Origin of the sequence: Mucilaginibacter jinjuensis (assembly GCF_028596025.1) — a bacterium.
In the GTDB taxonomy this organism is placed as follows: Bacteria; Bacteroidota; Bacteroidia; order Sphingobacteriales; family Sphingobacteriaceae; genus Mucilaginibacter; species Mucilaginibacter jinjuensis.
The window spans coordinates 4,100,613-4,118,307 of sequence record NZ_CP117167.1; the positions used below are offsets into that span (position 1 = coordinate 4,100,613).

Annotated in this window: 11 protein-coding genes; 1 reads left to right on the forward strand and 10 read right to left on the reverse strand. The window is 41.0% G+C overall.

Going from position 1 to position 17,695, the window contains the following annotated elements:
- The 8 genes from rfbC to PQO05_RS17935 form a co-directional block, all read right to left on the reverse strand.
- Nucleotides 1–546 carry a dTDP-4-dehydrorhamnose 3,5-epimerase gene (rfbC, locus tag PQO05_RS17900; protein WP_273628803.1) on the reverse strand — a complete coding sequence of 182 codons (546 nt, stop codon included), beginning with the start codon at nucleotides 544–546 and terminating at the stop codon, nucleotides 1–3.
- Complete coding sequence (rfbG, locus tag PQO05_RS17905; protein WP_273628804.1) at nucleotides 543–1,619, reverse strand: CDP-glucose 4,6-dehydratase; 1,077 nt, start codon at nucleotides 1,617–1,619, stop codon at nucleotides 543–545. Before rfbG ends, rfbC begins: the two co-directional genes overlap by 4 nt.
- Before the next feature lie 159 nt (nucleotides 1,620–1,778).
- Nucleotides 1,779–4,376: an SLBB domain-containing protein gene (locus PQO05_RS17910; RefSeq protein WP_273628805.1), complete on the reverse strand. Its 2,598-nt coding sequence runs from the start codon at nucleotides 4,374–4,376 to the stop codon at nucleotides 1,779–1,781.
- A gap of 452 nt (nucleotides 4,377–4,828) precedes the next feature.
- Entirely contained in the window at nucleotides 4,829–6,052 is a 1,224-nt protein-coding gene (locus tag PQO05_RS17915) for a polysaccharide deacetylase family protein (protein ID WP_273628806.1), read from the reverse strand.
- A 4-nt stretch (nucleotides 6,053–6,056) separates the two neighbouring features.
- A complete protein-coding gene (locus PQO05_RS17920; protein WP_273628807.1) occupies nucleotides 6,057–8,411 on the reverse strand; it encodes a glycoside hydrolase family 3 C-terminal domain-containing protein in 2,355 nt (784 codons plus the stop codon).
- 178 nt (nucleotides 8,412–8,589) lie between these two features.
- Complete coding sequence (locus PQO05_RS17925; protein WP_273628808.1) at nucleotides 8,590–9,474, reverse strand: glycoside hydrolase family 16 protein; 885 nt, start codon at nucleotides 9,472–9,474, stop codon at nucleotides 8,590–8,592.
- Nucleotides 9,475–9,612: 138 nt separating this feature from the next.
- The gene (locus PQO05_RS17930) at nucleotides 9,613–10,509 is read right to left on the reverse strand and encodes a cation diffusion facilitator family transporter (protein WP_273628809.1); all 897 of its coding nucleotides are present in this window, start codon (nucleotides 10,507–10,509) and stop codon (nucleotides 9,613–9,615) included.
- Between the two features lie 174 nt (nucleotides 10,510–10,683).
- Nucleotides 10,684–12,174, reverse strand: a complete 1,491-nt coding sequence (locus PQO05_RS17935; protein WP_273628810.1) for a gluconokinase — start codon at nucleotides 12,172–12,174, stop codon at nucleotides 10,684–10,686.
- Nucleotides 12,175–12,392: 218 nt separating this feature from the next.
- Between PQO05_RS17935 and PQO05_RS17940 the strand changes: the two genes are divergently transcribed.
- Nucleotides 12,393–13,400 (forward strand): SDR family oxidoreductase, encoded by a 1,008-nt coding sequence (locus PQO05_RS17940; protein ID WP_273628811.1) that lies wholly within the window; start codon nucleotides 12,393–12,395, stop codon nucleotides 13,398–13,400.
- Nucleotides 13,401–13,451: 51 nt separating this feature from the next.
- Here PQO05_RS17940 and PQO05_RS17945 read toward each other — a convergent pair whose 3' ends face one another.
- Both PQO05_RS17945 and PQO05_RS17950 read right to left on the reverse strand, forming a co-directional pair.
- On the reverse strand, nucleotides 13,452–15,539 hold the full coding sequence (locus tag PQO05_RS17945) for an HRDC domain-containing protein (protein ID WP_273628812.1): 2,088 nt from the start codon (nucleotides 15,537–15,539) through the stop codon (nucleotides 13,452–13,454).
- 132 nt (nucleotides 15,540–15,671) lie between these two features.
- The gene (locus tag PQO05_RS17950; RefSeq protein WP_273628813.1) at nucleotides 15,672–17,579 is read right to left on the reverse strand and encodes a 7TM diverse intracellular signaling domain-containing protein; all 1,908 of its coding nucleotides are present in this window, start codon (nucleotides 17,577–17,579) and stop codon (nucleotides 15,672–15,674) included.
- Nucleotides 17,580–17,695 lie beyond the last annotated feature (116 nt).

The window sequence follows — 17,695 nt, forward strand, 5'->3', positions numbered from 1 at the left end:
TTAAATTCCTTTAAAATTTAGGTTTAGTGGCGGGTGGTTCAAATCTCTGTCAGATATACTCAACACATCTAAGGGCCATTCTATTTTCACCAGGTCATCATTATATCTTATACCGGCTTCAGAATTTGGTACATAAAATTCGCTGTGCTGGTAAATAAGCTCACAGTCGTCTTCGAGCGTTTGGAAACCATGTGCAAACCCAACCGGTATATACATCATGTTTTTATTCCCTGCTGATAGCGTGGTGCCAAACCACTGCAAAAATGTTGGTGAATTTTGCCTGATATCAACTATTACATCATAAACAGCCCCATGTACACATCTCACTAATTTAATTTCGCCGTATGGCGGTAACTGATAATGCATACCCCGTATCGTTCCTTTTTGTTTCGTGAAAGAATGGTTCATTTGCTTCCACGATTTATGATGACCTATTTTTTCAAATTCAGCCTCACAATAGGTGCGGGCAAACCAACCACGCTCATCTGTAAAAGGTGTAGGTGTTATCACATAACTGCCTGGTAGTGGGTTTTCTGTAAAGATCATAAGGCCAAATAATGTTCAATTTGGTTTATCGTATAAATCAGAATGTCATCGGGCTTTTGTTTATACCAGTCAATAGTCCATTCAATAGCCTGGGTACTATTGAGCTTGGGTTGCCAATGCAATATGCTTTTTGCCTTATCAATATTAAGTTTAAGCAAACCTGCCTCGTGCGGCTGAGACTCATTGCCTGTATACACCCAGGTTCCGCTTCCCCAACATTTTAAAGCAATATTAACAAGATCTTCTACCGTTAAATGGTCGCTAATTTCGGGGCCGAAGTTATAAGCCCCCGAAATTAATCCGGGGTTTTCATTTAGCAATGCCCCGGCCAATAAATAGCCTGTTAATGGCTCAAGCACGTGTTGCCACGGCCTAACAGAATTAGGGTTTCTAACCTCAATGGGCTGTGATGTTTGCATTGACCGTATAATATCAGGAATTATCCGGTCTTTACTCCAGTCACCCCCTCCTATTACATTGCCGGCCCTTGCACTTATAACGGCTTTTTGGTGTGCCCCGTAATTATTTATATTAAAAAATGAGTTTCTAAAAGATGATACAACTATCTCTGCCGCGGCCTTACTTGCGCTGTAAGGGTCATACCCTCCTAAAGTATCATCCTCGCGATAAGCATACGTTGTTTCTTTATTTTCATATACCTTATCTGTTGTGATAACAATTATACTGCATTTATTTTTCAGCATTTTTGCGGCTTCTAAAATATTTGCAGTACCGGTTACATTAACATCAAAGGTTTCTGATGGTATGCTATATGATAACCTAACTAATGGTTGTGCTGCTAAATGGAAAATATAATCGGGTTCAAAATTAAGAACGGCATTGATCAATCTATCCCGGTTACGGATATCATCAATTATACTTCCCTGGTTTATATCTGATGATATATAACGATAAAGAGATTGTGGGTTTTCGGGTTCTAAGGCATAGCCCAATATTTTTGCGCCCAAACAATTAAGTATTGTTATCAGCCACGAGCCCTTAAAGCCGGTATGCCCTGTAACAAAAACTTTTTTGCCTTTGTAACTGCGTATAAATAAATCCTTATTGCTCATACCTCAAATTTCCCAAGGCGCGTACTGTATTCCAGTATACATTTGCTCAACCTTATTTACAGGCCTTTTAACACAATCTCATCTTTATCTGCTTAACTTTTTTACCTTCTATTGCTGTTTTAATTACAGGGCTGCTTTTAACTTATAATTAGGTCTATATTACCTTAATACCGTTACTAAAATAGCTGCCAGCGAAGCCAGGGCTGTTGATAGGCCTACAATTCCCTGTAATCCAAATTTTTCTCTTGGCGGGTGTTTCGGCACAAAAATCTCGGCACCAGGTTTAATTGAAGGGTAATCATAAAAGAACAGAAACTTCTTGGTTGATTTAATAGATCCGTTGGCATATACTACATAAGCACCTTTTTTGCTGGCATTATAAGTAAAACCTCCCGATTCATTAATATACTCGCTCATGCTTTTACCAGATTTATAAACTATATTAATCGGCTTAAGAACCTCTCCCGAAACACGGATAGTTTGGAGCTCTTTTGGAACGGTAATTATATCACCATCTTCCATCAGTAAATTATATCGCGATTCTGGCTTTTGTAAAATCCTAACCAGATCAATACCAACAAAGTCGCTTCTTAGGGACAAAGAGTCTTGCTGCAAACTCGAAGAGTCTTTAACACCCTGAGCCAGCTGCAAGCGTTTTAGGTTTAACAGCTTTTCATTGTCTTCTTTACTTCGGTCAACACTGTTTCTATCTTTATTATTATTGTTGTTGTTAGTATTGTTGCCGTTAATATTATTGTCATTGTTGTTGTCTTTGTTTTTTTCTTTAGGTACTTCCGGGCCTGGCCTTCTTAATGATGCACCTTCAGGAAAAGCCATTGCAGTTAAACCACCGGCTCTTTTCACAATATCAGATATTTTCTCGTCCTTGCGTTGAATGGTATATGTACCAGGATATAACACTTCACCTTCTATTTTAACAACTTTTTGAACCTGGTAACCTTCTGCGCCTCTAACTGATACAATATCGAACGGTTGAAGTATAAATGGATCGCCAATTAATTTTAAATTCTGATCAACATTTACCGTAAAAATCTGAGCGGTTGTAGCCGATGTCGACATTGCATCACTATTCTTTACCCTTCGTGAAATTTCTATACGCTTAGGCGTTGCGCCCTCATTAAAGCCACCTGCTTGTTGAATAAGTGACTCAAGGTTCATGTTATCTCCATACTTGAAGATGCCCGGGTTTCTAACCTCACCTTTAATTTCAACCCGGTATTCATCCCTCAAATCAAATATTGAAGAAATGGTAACCTTATCTTCCCTTTGTAATGGGATATCTGCCTGTGTTCCGTTAATTATCTTTTCAACATCAAAAGATAACAATGCAGGTGTATTATCTAAATTAAGCCTTGCTATATACCCCCTGTTTAAAAAGGCATCTTCTTTCAAGCCATCTGCTTTTTGAATCAGTTGCTTCAAGGTCATGCCTTTTTCCAATTCATATTTGCCCGGGCGAAAAACAGCTCCTAAAATTTCTACACGGTTTTCAAACCGGTCGAGAATTTTTTCAATGATATATTTATCTCCGTTTACCGGCTTGTATGTAGTGAAATGATCTGCATCCACATCCACTATTTTACGCTCTCTATTGGTGTTTTGTAAAACCTTAATATTAGCTGTGTAGGCCTGGCTTGTAAAACCGCCTGCAAAATTGATTATATCTTGCAGCGACTCTGTTTTTAAGGCCTCGTATAACGCCGGCCTTTTAACTTCGCCACTCATTTCTACACGCGTATCATAAACAGGTATGTTAATAACATCCTGATCTTGCAATCTGATGTTTTTCTGGATACCCTTCAGCAGAAAATCATACACATCTATATTAGCTACAACTTTACTGTTTCTGATTACCTGGATTTTTCTGAACGATCCGTTTTTATTAGGTCCGCCGGATGCATATAAAGCATTAAATACTGTTGATAATGAAGATAGTGTGTAAGAGCCGGGCTTAACAGATTCGCCAATAATGGTAACCTTTATGCTCCTTATATTTCCAAGATTAACCGCAACACTACTTCTGCCCGTTCTTAACCCGGTATATGTTTTAGACATCGCAGCCTTTATCTTTGCTGTAGCTTCTTCAATGGTTAAACCACCTACTGAAATTAAACCTACATATTGCAGGCGTATGGTACCATCAGGAGTTACTTTTAAATTATAATTAGCTTCATTATCACCTGTTAAATCTATCAGCAGTTCATCGTCGGGCCCTATTACATAGCTTTTAGGCGTTGCCATCCTCAAATTAGGCTCAAAGCTTATTTTACTGTTTTTAAACAGATCTTCCCCAAATATTTTAGGGATCAGGTTTCCAAATGCATCACGCATTTGTTTCTGGCGATCGTTTTCATAATTCCGCTTCCCTACCTTCGAGGTGTCGGTAGAATCTGCGTATGATCTCCCATTGTAATCATTAGTCTGAAACTGCTTATTACCATTTTTAGAGGATGTATTATTATCCTTATTATTATTATCGTCTTTCTTAATTTTATCAATGCGGAGCGTTAATTTTTGTGCTTCATCCGGACTAAGGCCTTGTGCAACGGCCATTTGTGCGATCTGATTATTATCTGTATAACCAACCGAAGCGGCTTTTTGAATGATCTGCCTGATTTGTGTATCAGAAAGTTCATCAACCTTAACATCGGCTAAATTGGATTGAGAGTAAGCAGTATGAGATACAATTATTACTAAGAAAAATATAAGTGCTGTAATAGCTCTTTTTAGATTCATATATATTTAAAATGTCCGTTAAAATATAATATATCTATTTGCAGAATGCATAATAGGTATTAAGTTATTAAAAAAACGATTATGATTAATACTGATTTGCAACAGTAAAATTGATGAGTGTATTACCCTGTTTAAATTATTTTCAAGGTTAATTATCTTGTCCGTTCCAACTATACTCTTGCTATTTTGTTTTCATTTAGGCGTTTTATTAAAGTGATACTAAAGGCGAATATACAGAATTATTTATAATGGAATATATCCGCATCCCCCGTCAGGTTATTTAAATCTACTGGCATATTGCCTTATCATATATACACAAAAGCCAGTAATATTATACTGGCTTTTGTGTATATATGATACAAATAAAGAGAATTTTATTTGTATCTAAATCAGCGTTATCAATACAATTAATTAATACAATTTACTAAAAGCTGATTATCATTAACTTAAATTTAAATACTACCCAATTCTATATTTAAAAGATTGTGCCCGTTATTACTCATTTTTAATGGAGCAGCATTATTAACAGTAAATTGAGTGCGGGTATCTATATTGATAGAAATCTCCGTATGTCTAAAATTAGCCGGTATTGGAGGTACTTCTAACTTAAGCACTACATTACGGCCCTGTTGTTGCGATGTTACCTTAATATGGTCTCTAAGCCAAATATATTCATACACTTCCTGCCAGGGTGCCATCCAAATACTATCAGTGCCTTTAGCTCCATACGTTTTATCGATCGAAGTCATATAATATTTAAACTCGGGATAAAGCATACTTAAGTTCCAGAGATTTTTGTCGCCAACACTATGCGTAAACTCATTATACCAGATAGGCTGAGGCTGCTTCATTAGCGAATCAATACGGTTTAAATCACGATCAATAGTTTTGAAATCCAGGCTATCCTTATTGCTTTGCAAAAAATTGCGTGCATAGATCATATCTTTCAGATCAACCGGTTTATTAACATCAATAGCAGGGCCTTTGCCTACGTATGATGCTACTGCATAAGCACCTGCTTTAAGCGCATCCTGCTCATAAATATGCTCATACCCCTCATCATGTTCACCGCCAGGCACTACAAATTGGGTCATGGTGAAACCCACCTTCTCTTGTACCACCTTTATATTTTGCAGAACCTCGGTATTATAATCAGTACCATGTTTCGATAAATGATGATAACCATGATTTAAAATATCCCAGCCTGCATCGTAAAGCGTTTTAACTTCGGCCCATGATAAGCGGGCGCGGTTGTCCGGATGATCATAAACGATACCGGCATTCAGGGCAACAGCTAATTTAAAGGCCACATTTTTGCCGCAGCCATTAGTATAAAACAAGCCATCTGATTTTTCACCGTCACCTCCCTGGTCACTGTGATATTCATCCGGTATAGCAGGACTAACCAATCCTCCATTTAACAATGGGTAAGCGCAGGTAAATGCCGAACGGTAACCATCATCAAGCGTAAAACTAAAGGCCAGGTGCTTATTATATTTCAAGGGCGCCACGCTAACCTTAAACGGCGCATCCGAGTTAAGTTTCAGCTTAACATATACCGTTTTACCTGCATCCGCTTTGCTTTTACGAGGGGCTGTTTTTGCAAAAGATATACTATGGATGCCAGTAGTTAAAACAAACCCGCATATTATAATACTCCTGATTTTACGCATCATCTTGTTAACGTTTAGCTTTTAATTCATCAATAGCTACTTCTGGCTGCACCGCTTTATGATCTTTTTCAACCATAATAGATTTCGGCACATTGAAAGTGGCGGTTTGTTTAATATCACGTGACGAGATGCCTGCCTTTACTTCATATTTGCCTGCGTCGGTAATCCACTCAGAATTATCTGTATGGAACGAGGCCAGATCGGCAGCCTTAATGATGAAAGTTAATTGTTGTGATTCGCCCGGTTGCAATAAACGGGTTTTACCAAAGGCTTTCAGCTCCTGCGTAGGTTTATCAATCGTTTTTGCAGGGGCGGTTACGTAGATCTGTACTACTTCTTTACCTGCTATCTTACCGGTATTTTTAACATTAACAGTAGCTGTAACAGTGCCGTTAAAGGTTGCTGAACTCAATTTGAGGTTACTTAAAGCAAAATCAGTATACGATAAGCCGTAACCAAACTCATACATAGGTTTCACGTTAAAGCTATCATAATAGCGGTAACCTACATAAATACCTTCCTGGTATACCACCTGCTCTGGGTGATTAGCCGGTGTACCCGGGAAGTTTTTAGCCGATGGTACATCCTCATAATTTACCGGGAAAGTAGTAGCCAGTTTACCAGATGGGTTTACCTTGCCACTTAATACATCGGCAATAGCGTTACCTGCTTCCTGGCCGGGCTGCCATGCCAATAGTATCGCATCTGCATTATCCTGCCATTCGTTCATATCAATAACACCACCAATATTTAATACAGCAATAACCTTTTTGCCTTTAGCATGGAAAGCATCGGCAATGGTTTTAAACTGTTGTTTTTCTTCAGCGGTTAGTTTATAGTTGTTTTCGAGGTTGCGGTCGTTGCCTTCGCCTGCGTTTCTGCCAATGGTAATTAGGGCAACATCATTATGTTGTACGGTTGCATTAAGCAGGCTATCACTTGTCGGCATTTCGCCAAAAGATCTGCGGCGTGGCTGCTGACCGGTTTTTGCATTCTGAAAATATTGGGTATAAGCATTTTTCAGACTCTCATCCGGCTGATAACCGGCATTTGTTAAACCCTGATAGATCGAAATAACATAGGCTTTGTTAACCTCGCCACTACCTGTACCACCCGGGATAGTATTATATGTAGCATTGCCAAAAGCTGCGATAGTTTTTACCGAGTGGCTGATAGGTAAGACATGACCCTGGTCTTTCAATAAGATCATCCCCTCGGTTGCTGCTTTACGGGCTATCTCGGCATGGGCTTTCAGATCAGGTTTGTTGCTGTAGGCATATTTTTGAAATGATGGCGACTTCAGGATGATGTTTAGCATGTGCTCCACGTTTCTATCCAATACTTTAACACTCAATGAATCGTGCTGAACGGCATTGATCAGGGTTTCGATCTGATCCGGTCTTCCCGGCATGATTAAATCATTACCGGCATTCATTTCGGCAATCCAATCGTATCCGCCGCCCCAGTCGGTCATTACAAAACCTTTATACTTCCACTCATCGCGCAGAACCGTGGTTAATAAATCTTTACGTTGAGCGGTATACACGCCGTTCACCCTGTTGTATGAAGACATTACCGTCCATGGGTTAGAAGCACTGATACCTATGCGGAATACCTTTAGATATAACTCGCGCAATGCCCTTTCACTCACAATAGAGTTATTGTAGTTACGGTTGCTCTCCTGGTTATTAGCCACAAAGTGTTTGATAGATGTACCCACCCCGTTTGATTGTATCCCATTGATTAAAGCACCGGCTATAGTACCTGCCACTAAAGGATCTTCAGAATAATATTCGAAATTCCGGCCATTTAATGGGTTACGGTGGATGTTTACACCCGGAGCTAGTAGAATATCGACACCATATTCTTTTACCTCGTTACCAAAGGCTTTACCTACAGTGTTTACCACCTGAGGATCCCAGGTTGAAGCCAACAATGTACCCACCGGCCAGGCAGTAGCATAATAAGTATGCGTGCTATCGCCTTTGCGTGTTGGCGAAATACGTACCCCTGCCGGGCCATCGCTCAAAACCATCGACGGGATACCCAAACGCGGAATAGCCGTAGTATTACCTGCTGCCCCCGGCACTTTAGTTTCGGTATGGCCGATCATTGGAGGTTCTGGCACCCAGCCATTACTTACTCCTGGCTTTCCGTTACCGGCTGGTTTGGGTTTCGGTGCCTTGCCCGAGCCTACTAACAAGGTTACTTTCTCTTGTAGCGTCATGGCGGCAATAACTTCTTTGATAGAATTTTTGCCCAGCTGCGGTGGGTTTTGCGTTGATTGTGCCTTAACCGTTACAGTATTGGCAAACAGCACAGCAAGGCTTAACCCAGCTGCATAATTTTTTAGAATATTCATGAAATAGATTTTAATTGGACAGAAGGAAAAAGGACAATGGATGAAAGACAAAAGGATGAAGGATTGAAGGATGATAGATTGGGATCACAGAAGTAAAATTTTTCATTTATCCCATAGTCCTTGCTCTTTTGTCTTTTCACGTCCTTCCTCTTTTCTCTTCCGTCCTTTGTCTCAAATATTATCGTGTTACTTTAACCCAGTCTACCAGAACTTTGGCTTTCCCGGCTTTAATTTCGTTTACAACCTTCTCTGACATACCATTATATGGCGACTTGATACCGTTTACCTTGGCAGGATAAGCGCCGCCCAAAGCCATATTAAGGATCAAATATTTAGGGGCATCAAAAGCCCATTTGCCATAGTTTTCAATCATTGGGCGGGTAACGCGATAAAATACTTCGCCATCAACCTTAAATACCATGGCATTAGCATCCCAATCAACAGAGTATACATGCCATTTAGATACATCATTGCCTGGCTTTAAATAAACTTTATTTACAATAGGTGTTTCGCCAAAGTAGCCAGGGCCGTGTATGGCGGCACTTACCCAGTCGCCCTCGCCTACGTTTTCCATAATATCAATCTCACCACAATCAGGCCATTTGCCCACGCCTAATGCCCAAAATGCAGGCCAGTAGCCATCGCCAACCGGCAGTTTCATCCGTGCTGATAAATGGCCGTAAGTAACCTCTACTTTGCTGCGCGTATCCATTCGACCAGAAAGGAAATCGAATTTGCCAAATTTATTCTCGAAACCTTTGTAAAAAACAGGTTTAATAACCAATGCGCCGTTCTGCGCACCTTCGGCCTCGGCACCGTGGGTTATGTAAACCGTAGCCGATGAATCAACATAAGCCTGCTGCTCATTATTAACAACAAACTCGGTGTTCCTTACATTCCATTTAGAACGATCGACGGTTTTGCCTGAAAAGTCATCGAAGAAAACAACGGTTTCTTTAACGTGTGGTTGTGTTTTCTTCTTTTTTACAACAGGTAATGTTGCAGAACTTACAATGAGGGCTATAGCCAACAAGGGCAGCAGTTTGGGTAAATTGGTTTTCATAAAAGCTAAGCGATACTTAGGTTGCGATTAATTGGTGGTACAAAGCAATCTGTTTACAAATTGCATTAGCCAAACATACAGAAGAAAACAGAATTTCGGTAGTTGGTGTAATATTTACACACTATTATTACAATATTGTTACCGTGCCACAGGTTCAATAAATATTTGCTTCATAAATGGGAACTCTGCCTGGATAGTTTTGGTGATCCTTTCAATGGCATCGGTAATTTGCCGGGTGGTTAAATTATCTTTAAAAACAGTGTTTAATTGTAACAAAATCTCCTCAGGTGCCAGGTAGGTTGAGAAATGCTTTTTCACTTTAATCACCGCTTCATCAGCTTCTGCCAGGGCCACAACTTTTCTGATATTTTTAGGGCTTGGAGTTTCGCCCAACAGTAAGCTTTTGCTTTCGCGGATCAATACTGCTGAAATCGCAATCAGTATCAACCCAATGAGCATGGAGGCAAAACCATCAAAATATGGATTATGATATAATCGCCCCAGGAACACACCCCAAAAAGCTATGAATAAACCGAGCAGATCGCCAAAATCGCCCAGTAAAACAATGATGGTTGATGGGTCTTTAGTTTTAACAACGGCTTTCCAAAAGCTTACCCGGCCTCGTTGCTGGTTAAACGCTTTGAGTGCGGCAATCATCGATACCATATTAAATACAAAGGCAATGGCCAGTGTAATATAGTTCCAGTTAGGACTGCCTTCAAATTCCGGGTTTTTAAGGCGGGTTAAGCCTTCGTAAAAAGAGATGCAGCCGCCCAAACTAAATATAACCAGCGATACAATAAACGACCAGAAATACAGCTCTTTACCATAACCGAAAGGCCTTGTGGAATCGGGTCTTCTCTTACTTAGTTTAAAACCCAATATCAGCAAAAGCTGACTTATTGCATCAATGATAGAATGGATCCCTTCTGCCAGCATAGAAGAACTGCCCGTAATGGCAGCCGCTATAAACTTAGAAGCCGCAATAAGCAGATCGACTATTAAGGAAACATAAATGAAGAACCTTGATTTCATGGGCACACTTGTTAACAGCTAACAAGTTTATTGCCTTAATGTTGGGGTTGTTTAAGAGTAGCAGTGGCGAGTGGCAGTAGCAGTCCGTGAAAAAAGTGGCAGAGGCAAGTGGCAGTAGCAGTTTCATCAACGAATACATTCATTATCTAATTAACAAATCGCCAAATCAGCAAATTATTTTTTCAACTGGTGCAGCATTTGCATCGAGCCCTTTAAATCCTCATAAAGTTTTTTGTATAGTGGGAAAATCTGTGTGTAAGTTTGATGATTATCTGTGTTAGGTTTTATCAAAACAGGTTTTTCAATAACCGGAAGTTGCTTATTGGGATATAAGGCCTGCATAGCCAAAAATATAGCGCCCATCGCCGAAGCGTCTTCAGATTGTAGCACCATCAATTTTTTCCCTGTAATATCGGCCAGTATTTGTACCCAGGTTTGCGAGGTGATAAAGCCACCGCTAATGTTGATCTGCTCGATTTCTGTAGATGCACCTTCCAATGAGTTTAATACATCATTCAGTGCAAAACAAATGCCTTCGAGCGCAGCTCTTAGAAAATGATTTTGGCCATGTTGCGGCTGGATATTCAGATATGCCCCGCTGCTGTTGGCATCCCATATTGGTGCGCGTTCGCCGTATAGATAAGGTAGAAATATGAGCCCGTCACTGCCTGCTGGCACGCCATCTATCGCTTTAAATAACGATTGATAACTATCTGAATTTAAATTGGATTGATTTAAAAACTTCTTCAATAACCAGTCTACCGCTATACCGCCATTGTTAACTGCGCCGCCGCTTACATAAGTCTTTTCATCCAACAGGTAGTTAAACGTCATGGCATGGTAGTTATAAACCGGTTGCGGGCCGGTAATACGCACAGCACCGCTTGTACCAATGGTTAAGGCGGCCGTGCCGGGTTGGGTAACATAGCTGCCCATATTGGCACAGCAACCATCGCTTGCCCCTATTACAAATTGTGCTGTTGGGGGGATATTCAACAGACTGGCGCTTTTATCAACTAAGCCGGTACGCATATAGGTAGTATTAACCGCATCAGAAAGCTGATCTAACCGAACACCTGCCAATTTACACGCAGCATCGCTCCACGTAAGTTTCTTAATATCAAACAAGCCGGTTGCCGAAGCGATGGAGTAATCAGTCTCAAACCGGTTAAAAAGTTTATGCCAGATATAGCCCTTAATAGATACAAATTTGTGTGTGCTGTTAAACAGATCTGCCTCGTTTTCTCTAAGCCAGATGAGTTTGCACAAGGGCGACATCGGATGTATCGGCGTACCTGTTTCTTTGTAAATAGCCTCGCCTTCGGCAGATGCCCTGATCCTTTCGGCAATTTCTTCGCTGCGTACATCGGCCCAGGTAATCATCTGGCTTAAAGCTGCACCATTTTCATCCACCGGGATTAAACTGTGCATGGCGCTGCTGAAACTAATAGCCTGCGGTGATTGCTTGAGCTGTTGAACAACATCCTGAACACATTTTACAAAGGCATCCCATATCAGGTCGGGGTTTTGCTCGCTATAATTAGGATGGGGTTGATAAATAGGATAATGATGCTGCGATGATGCCAATACCACACCATTTAAGTTTAAGGCAACACCTTTAGTGCTACCTGTACCAATATCAATTCCTAAAATATATTGTTCCATTTAAGTTTTCGGCTTGTATTTATTGGATAAACGTTGTGGTTGATCCGGGAGTGCAATTTGCAATTATATTTTTTGCTGCACGTACACGATGTGTAAAAATAAGTGTGGCAAATTAACCAAAAGATGCTGCGTTGAGGTTTTAATATTTATCTGTGATTTTAAAAACTAATTACTTTAAAGATTGGTTATTTAACCATAAATTAAAAAGATTAACAACCATGACTGAAGAAAATAAAACCATGCGCCGCCAGATTATAGGTGGCTTAGGTGCCGGCATAGCAGCGGCTGTTGCAGCCCCTGTGCTTTCTGCCCAGGCAGAACCGCACACAGAACGTACTGCTGTGCTTGATTTGCAGGACCCAACTACCAAGTACCCCAAACCACCATTTGAAGGACAGTCACAACCATGGCCGGGCTTAGCCAGCAAAATGAACCCGGTGCCCGATCATGGCGAGAAAAGTTATAAAGGATCTGGCCGTTTAATGGGTCGCAAAGCACTGATTACAGGTGGCGATTCTGGAATGGGCCGTGCTGCCGCCATTGCTTATGCACGCGAAGGTGCTGATGTTGCCATCAACTATTTCCCAAGTGAGGAGCCCGATGCACGGGAAGTTGTTGCTTTAATTAAAGCTGAAGGACGCAAAGCAATAGCCATCCCAGGTGACTTACGCGACGAAGCTTTTTGCCAGAAACTAGTTGCACAGGCTGTAGAAGGTTTAGGTGGGTTAGATATTGTGGTAAACAATGCAGGCCGTCAACAATCGCATGCCTCGATCCTCGATATATCTACTGAACAATTCGATTGGACCATGAAGACCAATATTTATGCGCCGTTCTGGATCATCAAGGCAGCCCTGCCACATTTGAAACCCGGATCAGCCATTATCGGTACCACATCAGAACAGGCGTACGACCCGTCACCAGACTTGTATGACTACGCCCAAACCAAAGCGGCAACCATGAACTATGTGAAATCACTGGCCAAACAACTGGGTCCAAAAGGAATCAGGGTTAACGGTGTAGCACCCGGACCAATCTGGACACCCTTACAAGTTAGCGGTGGTGCAACCCAGGAAAAGTTAAAGCAATTTGGCGGGCAAACACCATTGGGTCGCCCTGGTCAACCTGCAGAATTAGCCTCCATATATGTGCAGTTAGCGGCAGGCGATGCCAGTTATGCAACCGGACAAGTATACGGCTCATCAGGCGGTGCAGGCCAACCATAATCAATAAAGGATTAGAGAGAGATAGCGGGAGACTTGCGTCCCCCGTTATCTTTAAAATAGTTGTTCGGTACCTAAATAGGCATTGATAACGCGGATAACCGAAGTGCCAATATCCAGGGCCTTACCCTTCCCTATCCCTTTAATAGCCGCCAACTCTTCCGTCGAGCGTGGCAGTTTACCTGCAATTAATTTCAAGGTTCTTTCGGGTAAAATGGCGTGGTCTAAAACCTTTCGCTCGGCACTAAGTGTTTTACGCCAGTTTAACAGATCATCATAAAGCTGTGGATGGGCAAGCGGCAAACCGTCGGCTGTTTTAGCTCTTTGCACCGTTTTATATCCGGCATCTGCGGCATGCTTAGCCGTTAAATAGGCATCGGTAGTAAATGTTCCCTGGGCGACCAGAAACACTGCACGCCTGGTCATCAGCAGGTTCAGGCAATCATTTAACAAACCAATCAGCTTATCCTCGTTAATACTTATTTCCCATGGCGATGAAATCATGGTATGGATTACTTTGATTACCAGATCTATTTTTGGAATAAAATAACCTGCAGCTTTTTGTAACCGTTCTAAAAATACTTGTCTGCTACCCGTATCATTATTTAAAACACTTACTTCCTGCCGGGTAAAGCGCTCTCCTATCTTAGCAATTTCCTGTAGTAAGATGGGATCCGTTTGCTCGTAATGTTGTTTTAGTGCGCCGTCGGGTAAATCAATAAGCACTTTTCCAACTTGTTTCCATTTATGGGTAATGGCCATAAAGTTCATCAGGTCTTCAACCAAACCACGTTCGTAAATATGGACAGATTGCTCGAGCAATTGTGTATCAGGAGCCTTATCGGCAGCCGACTGCATAAAATTTATCACCTGGCTATCGGTAATAATATTGCGTTGCTGTACAGGGGCATTTAATATCAAACCCTCCAAACTGCGGCAACGGCTCAAAGCAACATAAGCCTGCCCATGCGCAAAAGCCGCGCTTACATCAACAATAGCTTTATCGAAAGTTAAACCCTGGCTTTTATGGATAGTGATAGCCCATGCCAGCTTAACCGGGAATTGCGAAAACGAACCGGTGTTGGTTTCGGTTATTTTTTGATCTGATTGATTGAGGCCATATTTGATATTCTGCCATACTTCGGGCACGAGCTGAAATTCTGTAGCATCGTCTGTAAACTCCAGCAAAATAGCTTCGCCGTTAATAGACTTTACAGTTGCCGTACGGCCATTATAATATTGCTTTTTGCCCGACGAATCATTTTTAGTGAACATTACCTGCGCACCTACTTTCAATTGCAGGTCTTCATCGGCCGGGTAAGCATCCTTAGGGAAATCGCCGGTAATTACGGCCTTAAAATGATAGAGTGTGCCTTCCAGCGTATCCAGGCGTTGACGGTTAATATCAAATACTAACTGATTGTGCGTGGTGAGTGTGATGTGATCGTCTTTACTTACAGCATTTGTATCCCCCTGATAACGCTCATTCAGCTTGTTAAGTAAAGTATCTTCTAATGCCGCATTCCTGATGCTATTTAAAATATCAATAAAAACGGGGTCCGACTGCCTGTAAACTTTGGTTAGCTCGAAGGTTACCAGCGGCATTACCCTAAACACCAGGCTATCGAAAAAATAAGGGCTTTGATAGTATTCCCGCAAAACAGGCCAATCCTGGTTGGTAACGGGTGGCAACTGGTACAAATCGCCTATCATTAATACCTGTACACCACCAAAGGGGCGAGATGATCCGTTTACGCGTTGCAGGGCACGGTTCACATAATCGAGCAAATCGGCCCTAACCATACTGATCTCATCGATGATAAGCAGTTCGAGGCAGCGTAAGAGTTTTATTTTTTCGGGCGAATAGCTGTTCCGGCTTACCTCTTCGGTATCTTCCATTACATTGCCCGGAGATAACGGTCCGAATGGGATCTGGAAAAAAGAGTGTAAAGTAACTCCGCCTGCATTTAATGCGGCAACGGCAGTGGGTGCAACGATAGCCAGATTTTTGGTTACATTATTTTTGATGTGCCGAAGCAGCGTGGTTTTACCCGTACCTGCTTTACCGGTTAAAAAGATGGGCTGATTGGTTTTTTTAACAAAATCTAAAATGAGTGTATCCCTTGCGTTTTCAGTTATCATTTATCGTTTTTAAACCAATCTCTTTCACATAAAAAGATGTCACCAAATATAATAAAATACTAATATTTTTAGTGAAAATTCTTTGAAAGATAAAGCTTTAAGGATGAAAATCTTGACTGTTATTCTAAACGTTTACTCTGCAATAACCAACTTGCTCCAACCCTGCTCTCCGCCTTTTTTGATCTCTTTTTTACGGCTTTCCATCACCTTTTTAACCTTTAGCGCATAAGCCCAGCAGGTACCTTGCCTGATATCCAGCTTGCTCGATAACTGGTATGATGATATGGTACCCTTGCTCGAATACATAAGGTAAACGAGATAAAAAGCCTTGTTAATGGGGATGCGGTTGTGATGAAATATAGTGCGCTGCAAAACAGACTCTTCATAGCTGCATTTGGTACACCGCCTGCCATAAGGCGTACGGCCGGCACAATAATTGGTATTCTCGCAACGCGAACATTGGTAGCCATCAACCCATTTTAAATCGGCCAAAAATTGGTAGCAGGTTTCCTGATCGGGATACTTGGCGCTAAATTCCTCGAAGCTCAATTCCGTTGATAAGGCCCTGGCATCAGTTACCTTTTTGATGTTGGTTTTAAGGTTGCTGTTATCCTTCTCGAGCAAAACATTCATTCTCGAAATTTCTTCGGCCTGCACTTCTAACTGGCTGTTTTGCGATAACAGCTCTTCATATTGCTGCTCAATTATTTCAGATTGTTGTACAATTTCTTCGGTCCGGGCTTTTACCTGGGCTTCCAGCTCCCGGTTAATAGAATCTTTTAGTTCTACATTCAGCGCCATTTGTTTCAGGATTTCTTCATGCGCTTTATCCTTTTCTTTTCTGAGCAAGCGAACCTGGTCGCCTATTGAGAAAGCAAGGAACACCATCTCGAACATAAAGCCCACACTTAAACTGTAATGCCCCAATATGCGGCCTACCAAATGATTTACCCCGAGGGCTGTTGCCGATTTAAGAAGGAAGCTCAAAAACAAGAACGCATAGCCTACTACAAAAAACCGCGCAGGTTTAAAGCCGTTAGCCCAGATCCAGATACCCGTACCAAAAGCAATAATAAGCGGGATAAAATCGACAAACTTATAGATGAACAAGTTTTTATCAAACAAAAAGCAAAACACATAATAAACAGTTCTGAATGTTATCGCGGTGTTAATGATCACATTTAGCTTAGGCGCTTTAACTTTAACCTGTAGCAGCGTTTTAGTAAATTCTAAAGCAAACACGCTGATTAAAAACAGGAATGTACCGTAAGCATACTCGTTCCAGTTTGGCGAATTGGGCCATAGGTATTGATAAGCAATGCCATCAACACTTAACTCGTAAAAACCAACACTTAAAATATAAAGTACATAAAACAGGTGCTGCAACTTTTTAACCGCAATAAACATGAGCATATTATGCAGGCAAAAAACGAGGATCATGCCGAAAAAGATGCCGAAGCATAAATATTCGGTTAGTGCATAATGGATAAAGTAATTTATGGTACGGTATACGATGATAACATTAACCCGCTCTTTCGATTTCAGCTTAAAGTAATATGTGTACTGGCCCGAAGCTTTGTCAAGCAATTTAAACTCAAAGTTTTTGTGTTTAAAAAACCGGCGGTTAAACTGATACGCAGCTCCCGACTCTGAGCTGATATAATTACCGTTAGCATCAGGCAAATAAGCCGTAATATGATTTGTAGTTTGATCAAAAAATTCGATCAGGCTCTCTTTCTGATTGGGTTGCCCGATAACATTTACCTTAATTTTATACCAGTAGGTTGATGGGGTATTATAATTTTTAGGATAGTTTCCGTTATTCTCCTGAAACCGGTTATCCAATTTACCCGACCGGATCTCATCTATTGTAAATTTATCATCACTGTCTTCGAGCCATTTTATTTCCTGGTGGCTAAAAACGTGTTCGTTAGTTTGTGCAGTAATATCAACTGTTTGCTGGCCAAAGCCAATAAAGCTGTACAGGCAACAAAGTATAAATACAATAGAAAAAACTCTCTTATGTAAAAGTTGGGGCATTCTTAAAATTTATAATTATTAGGGTTATAACCGGTCTTTATACTTTTACTTGTACCGGCCATAATTGGTTGCCGTAATATTACTGTTTTTTAAAAATAGTTGTCAAATAATACTAC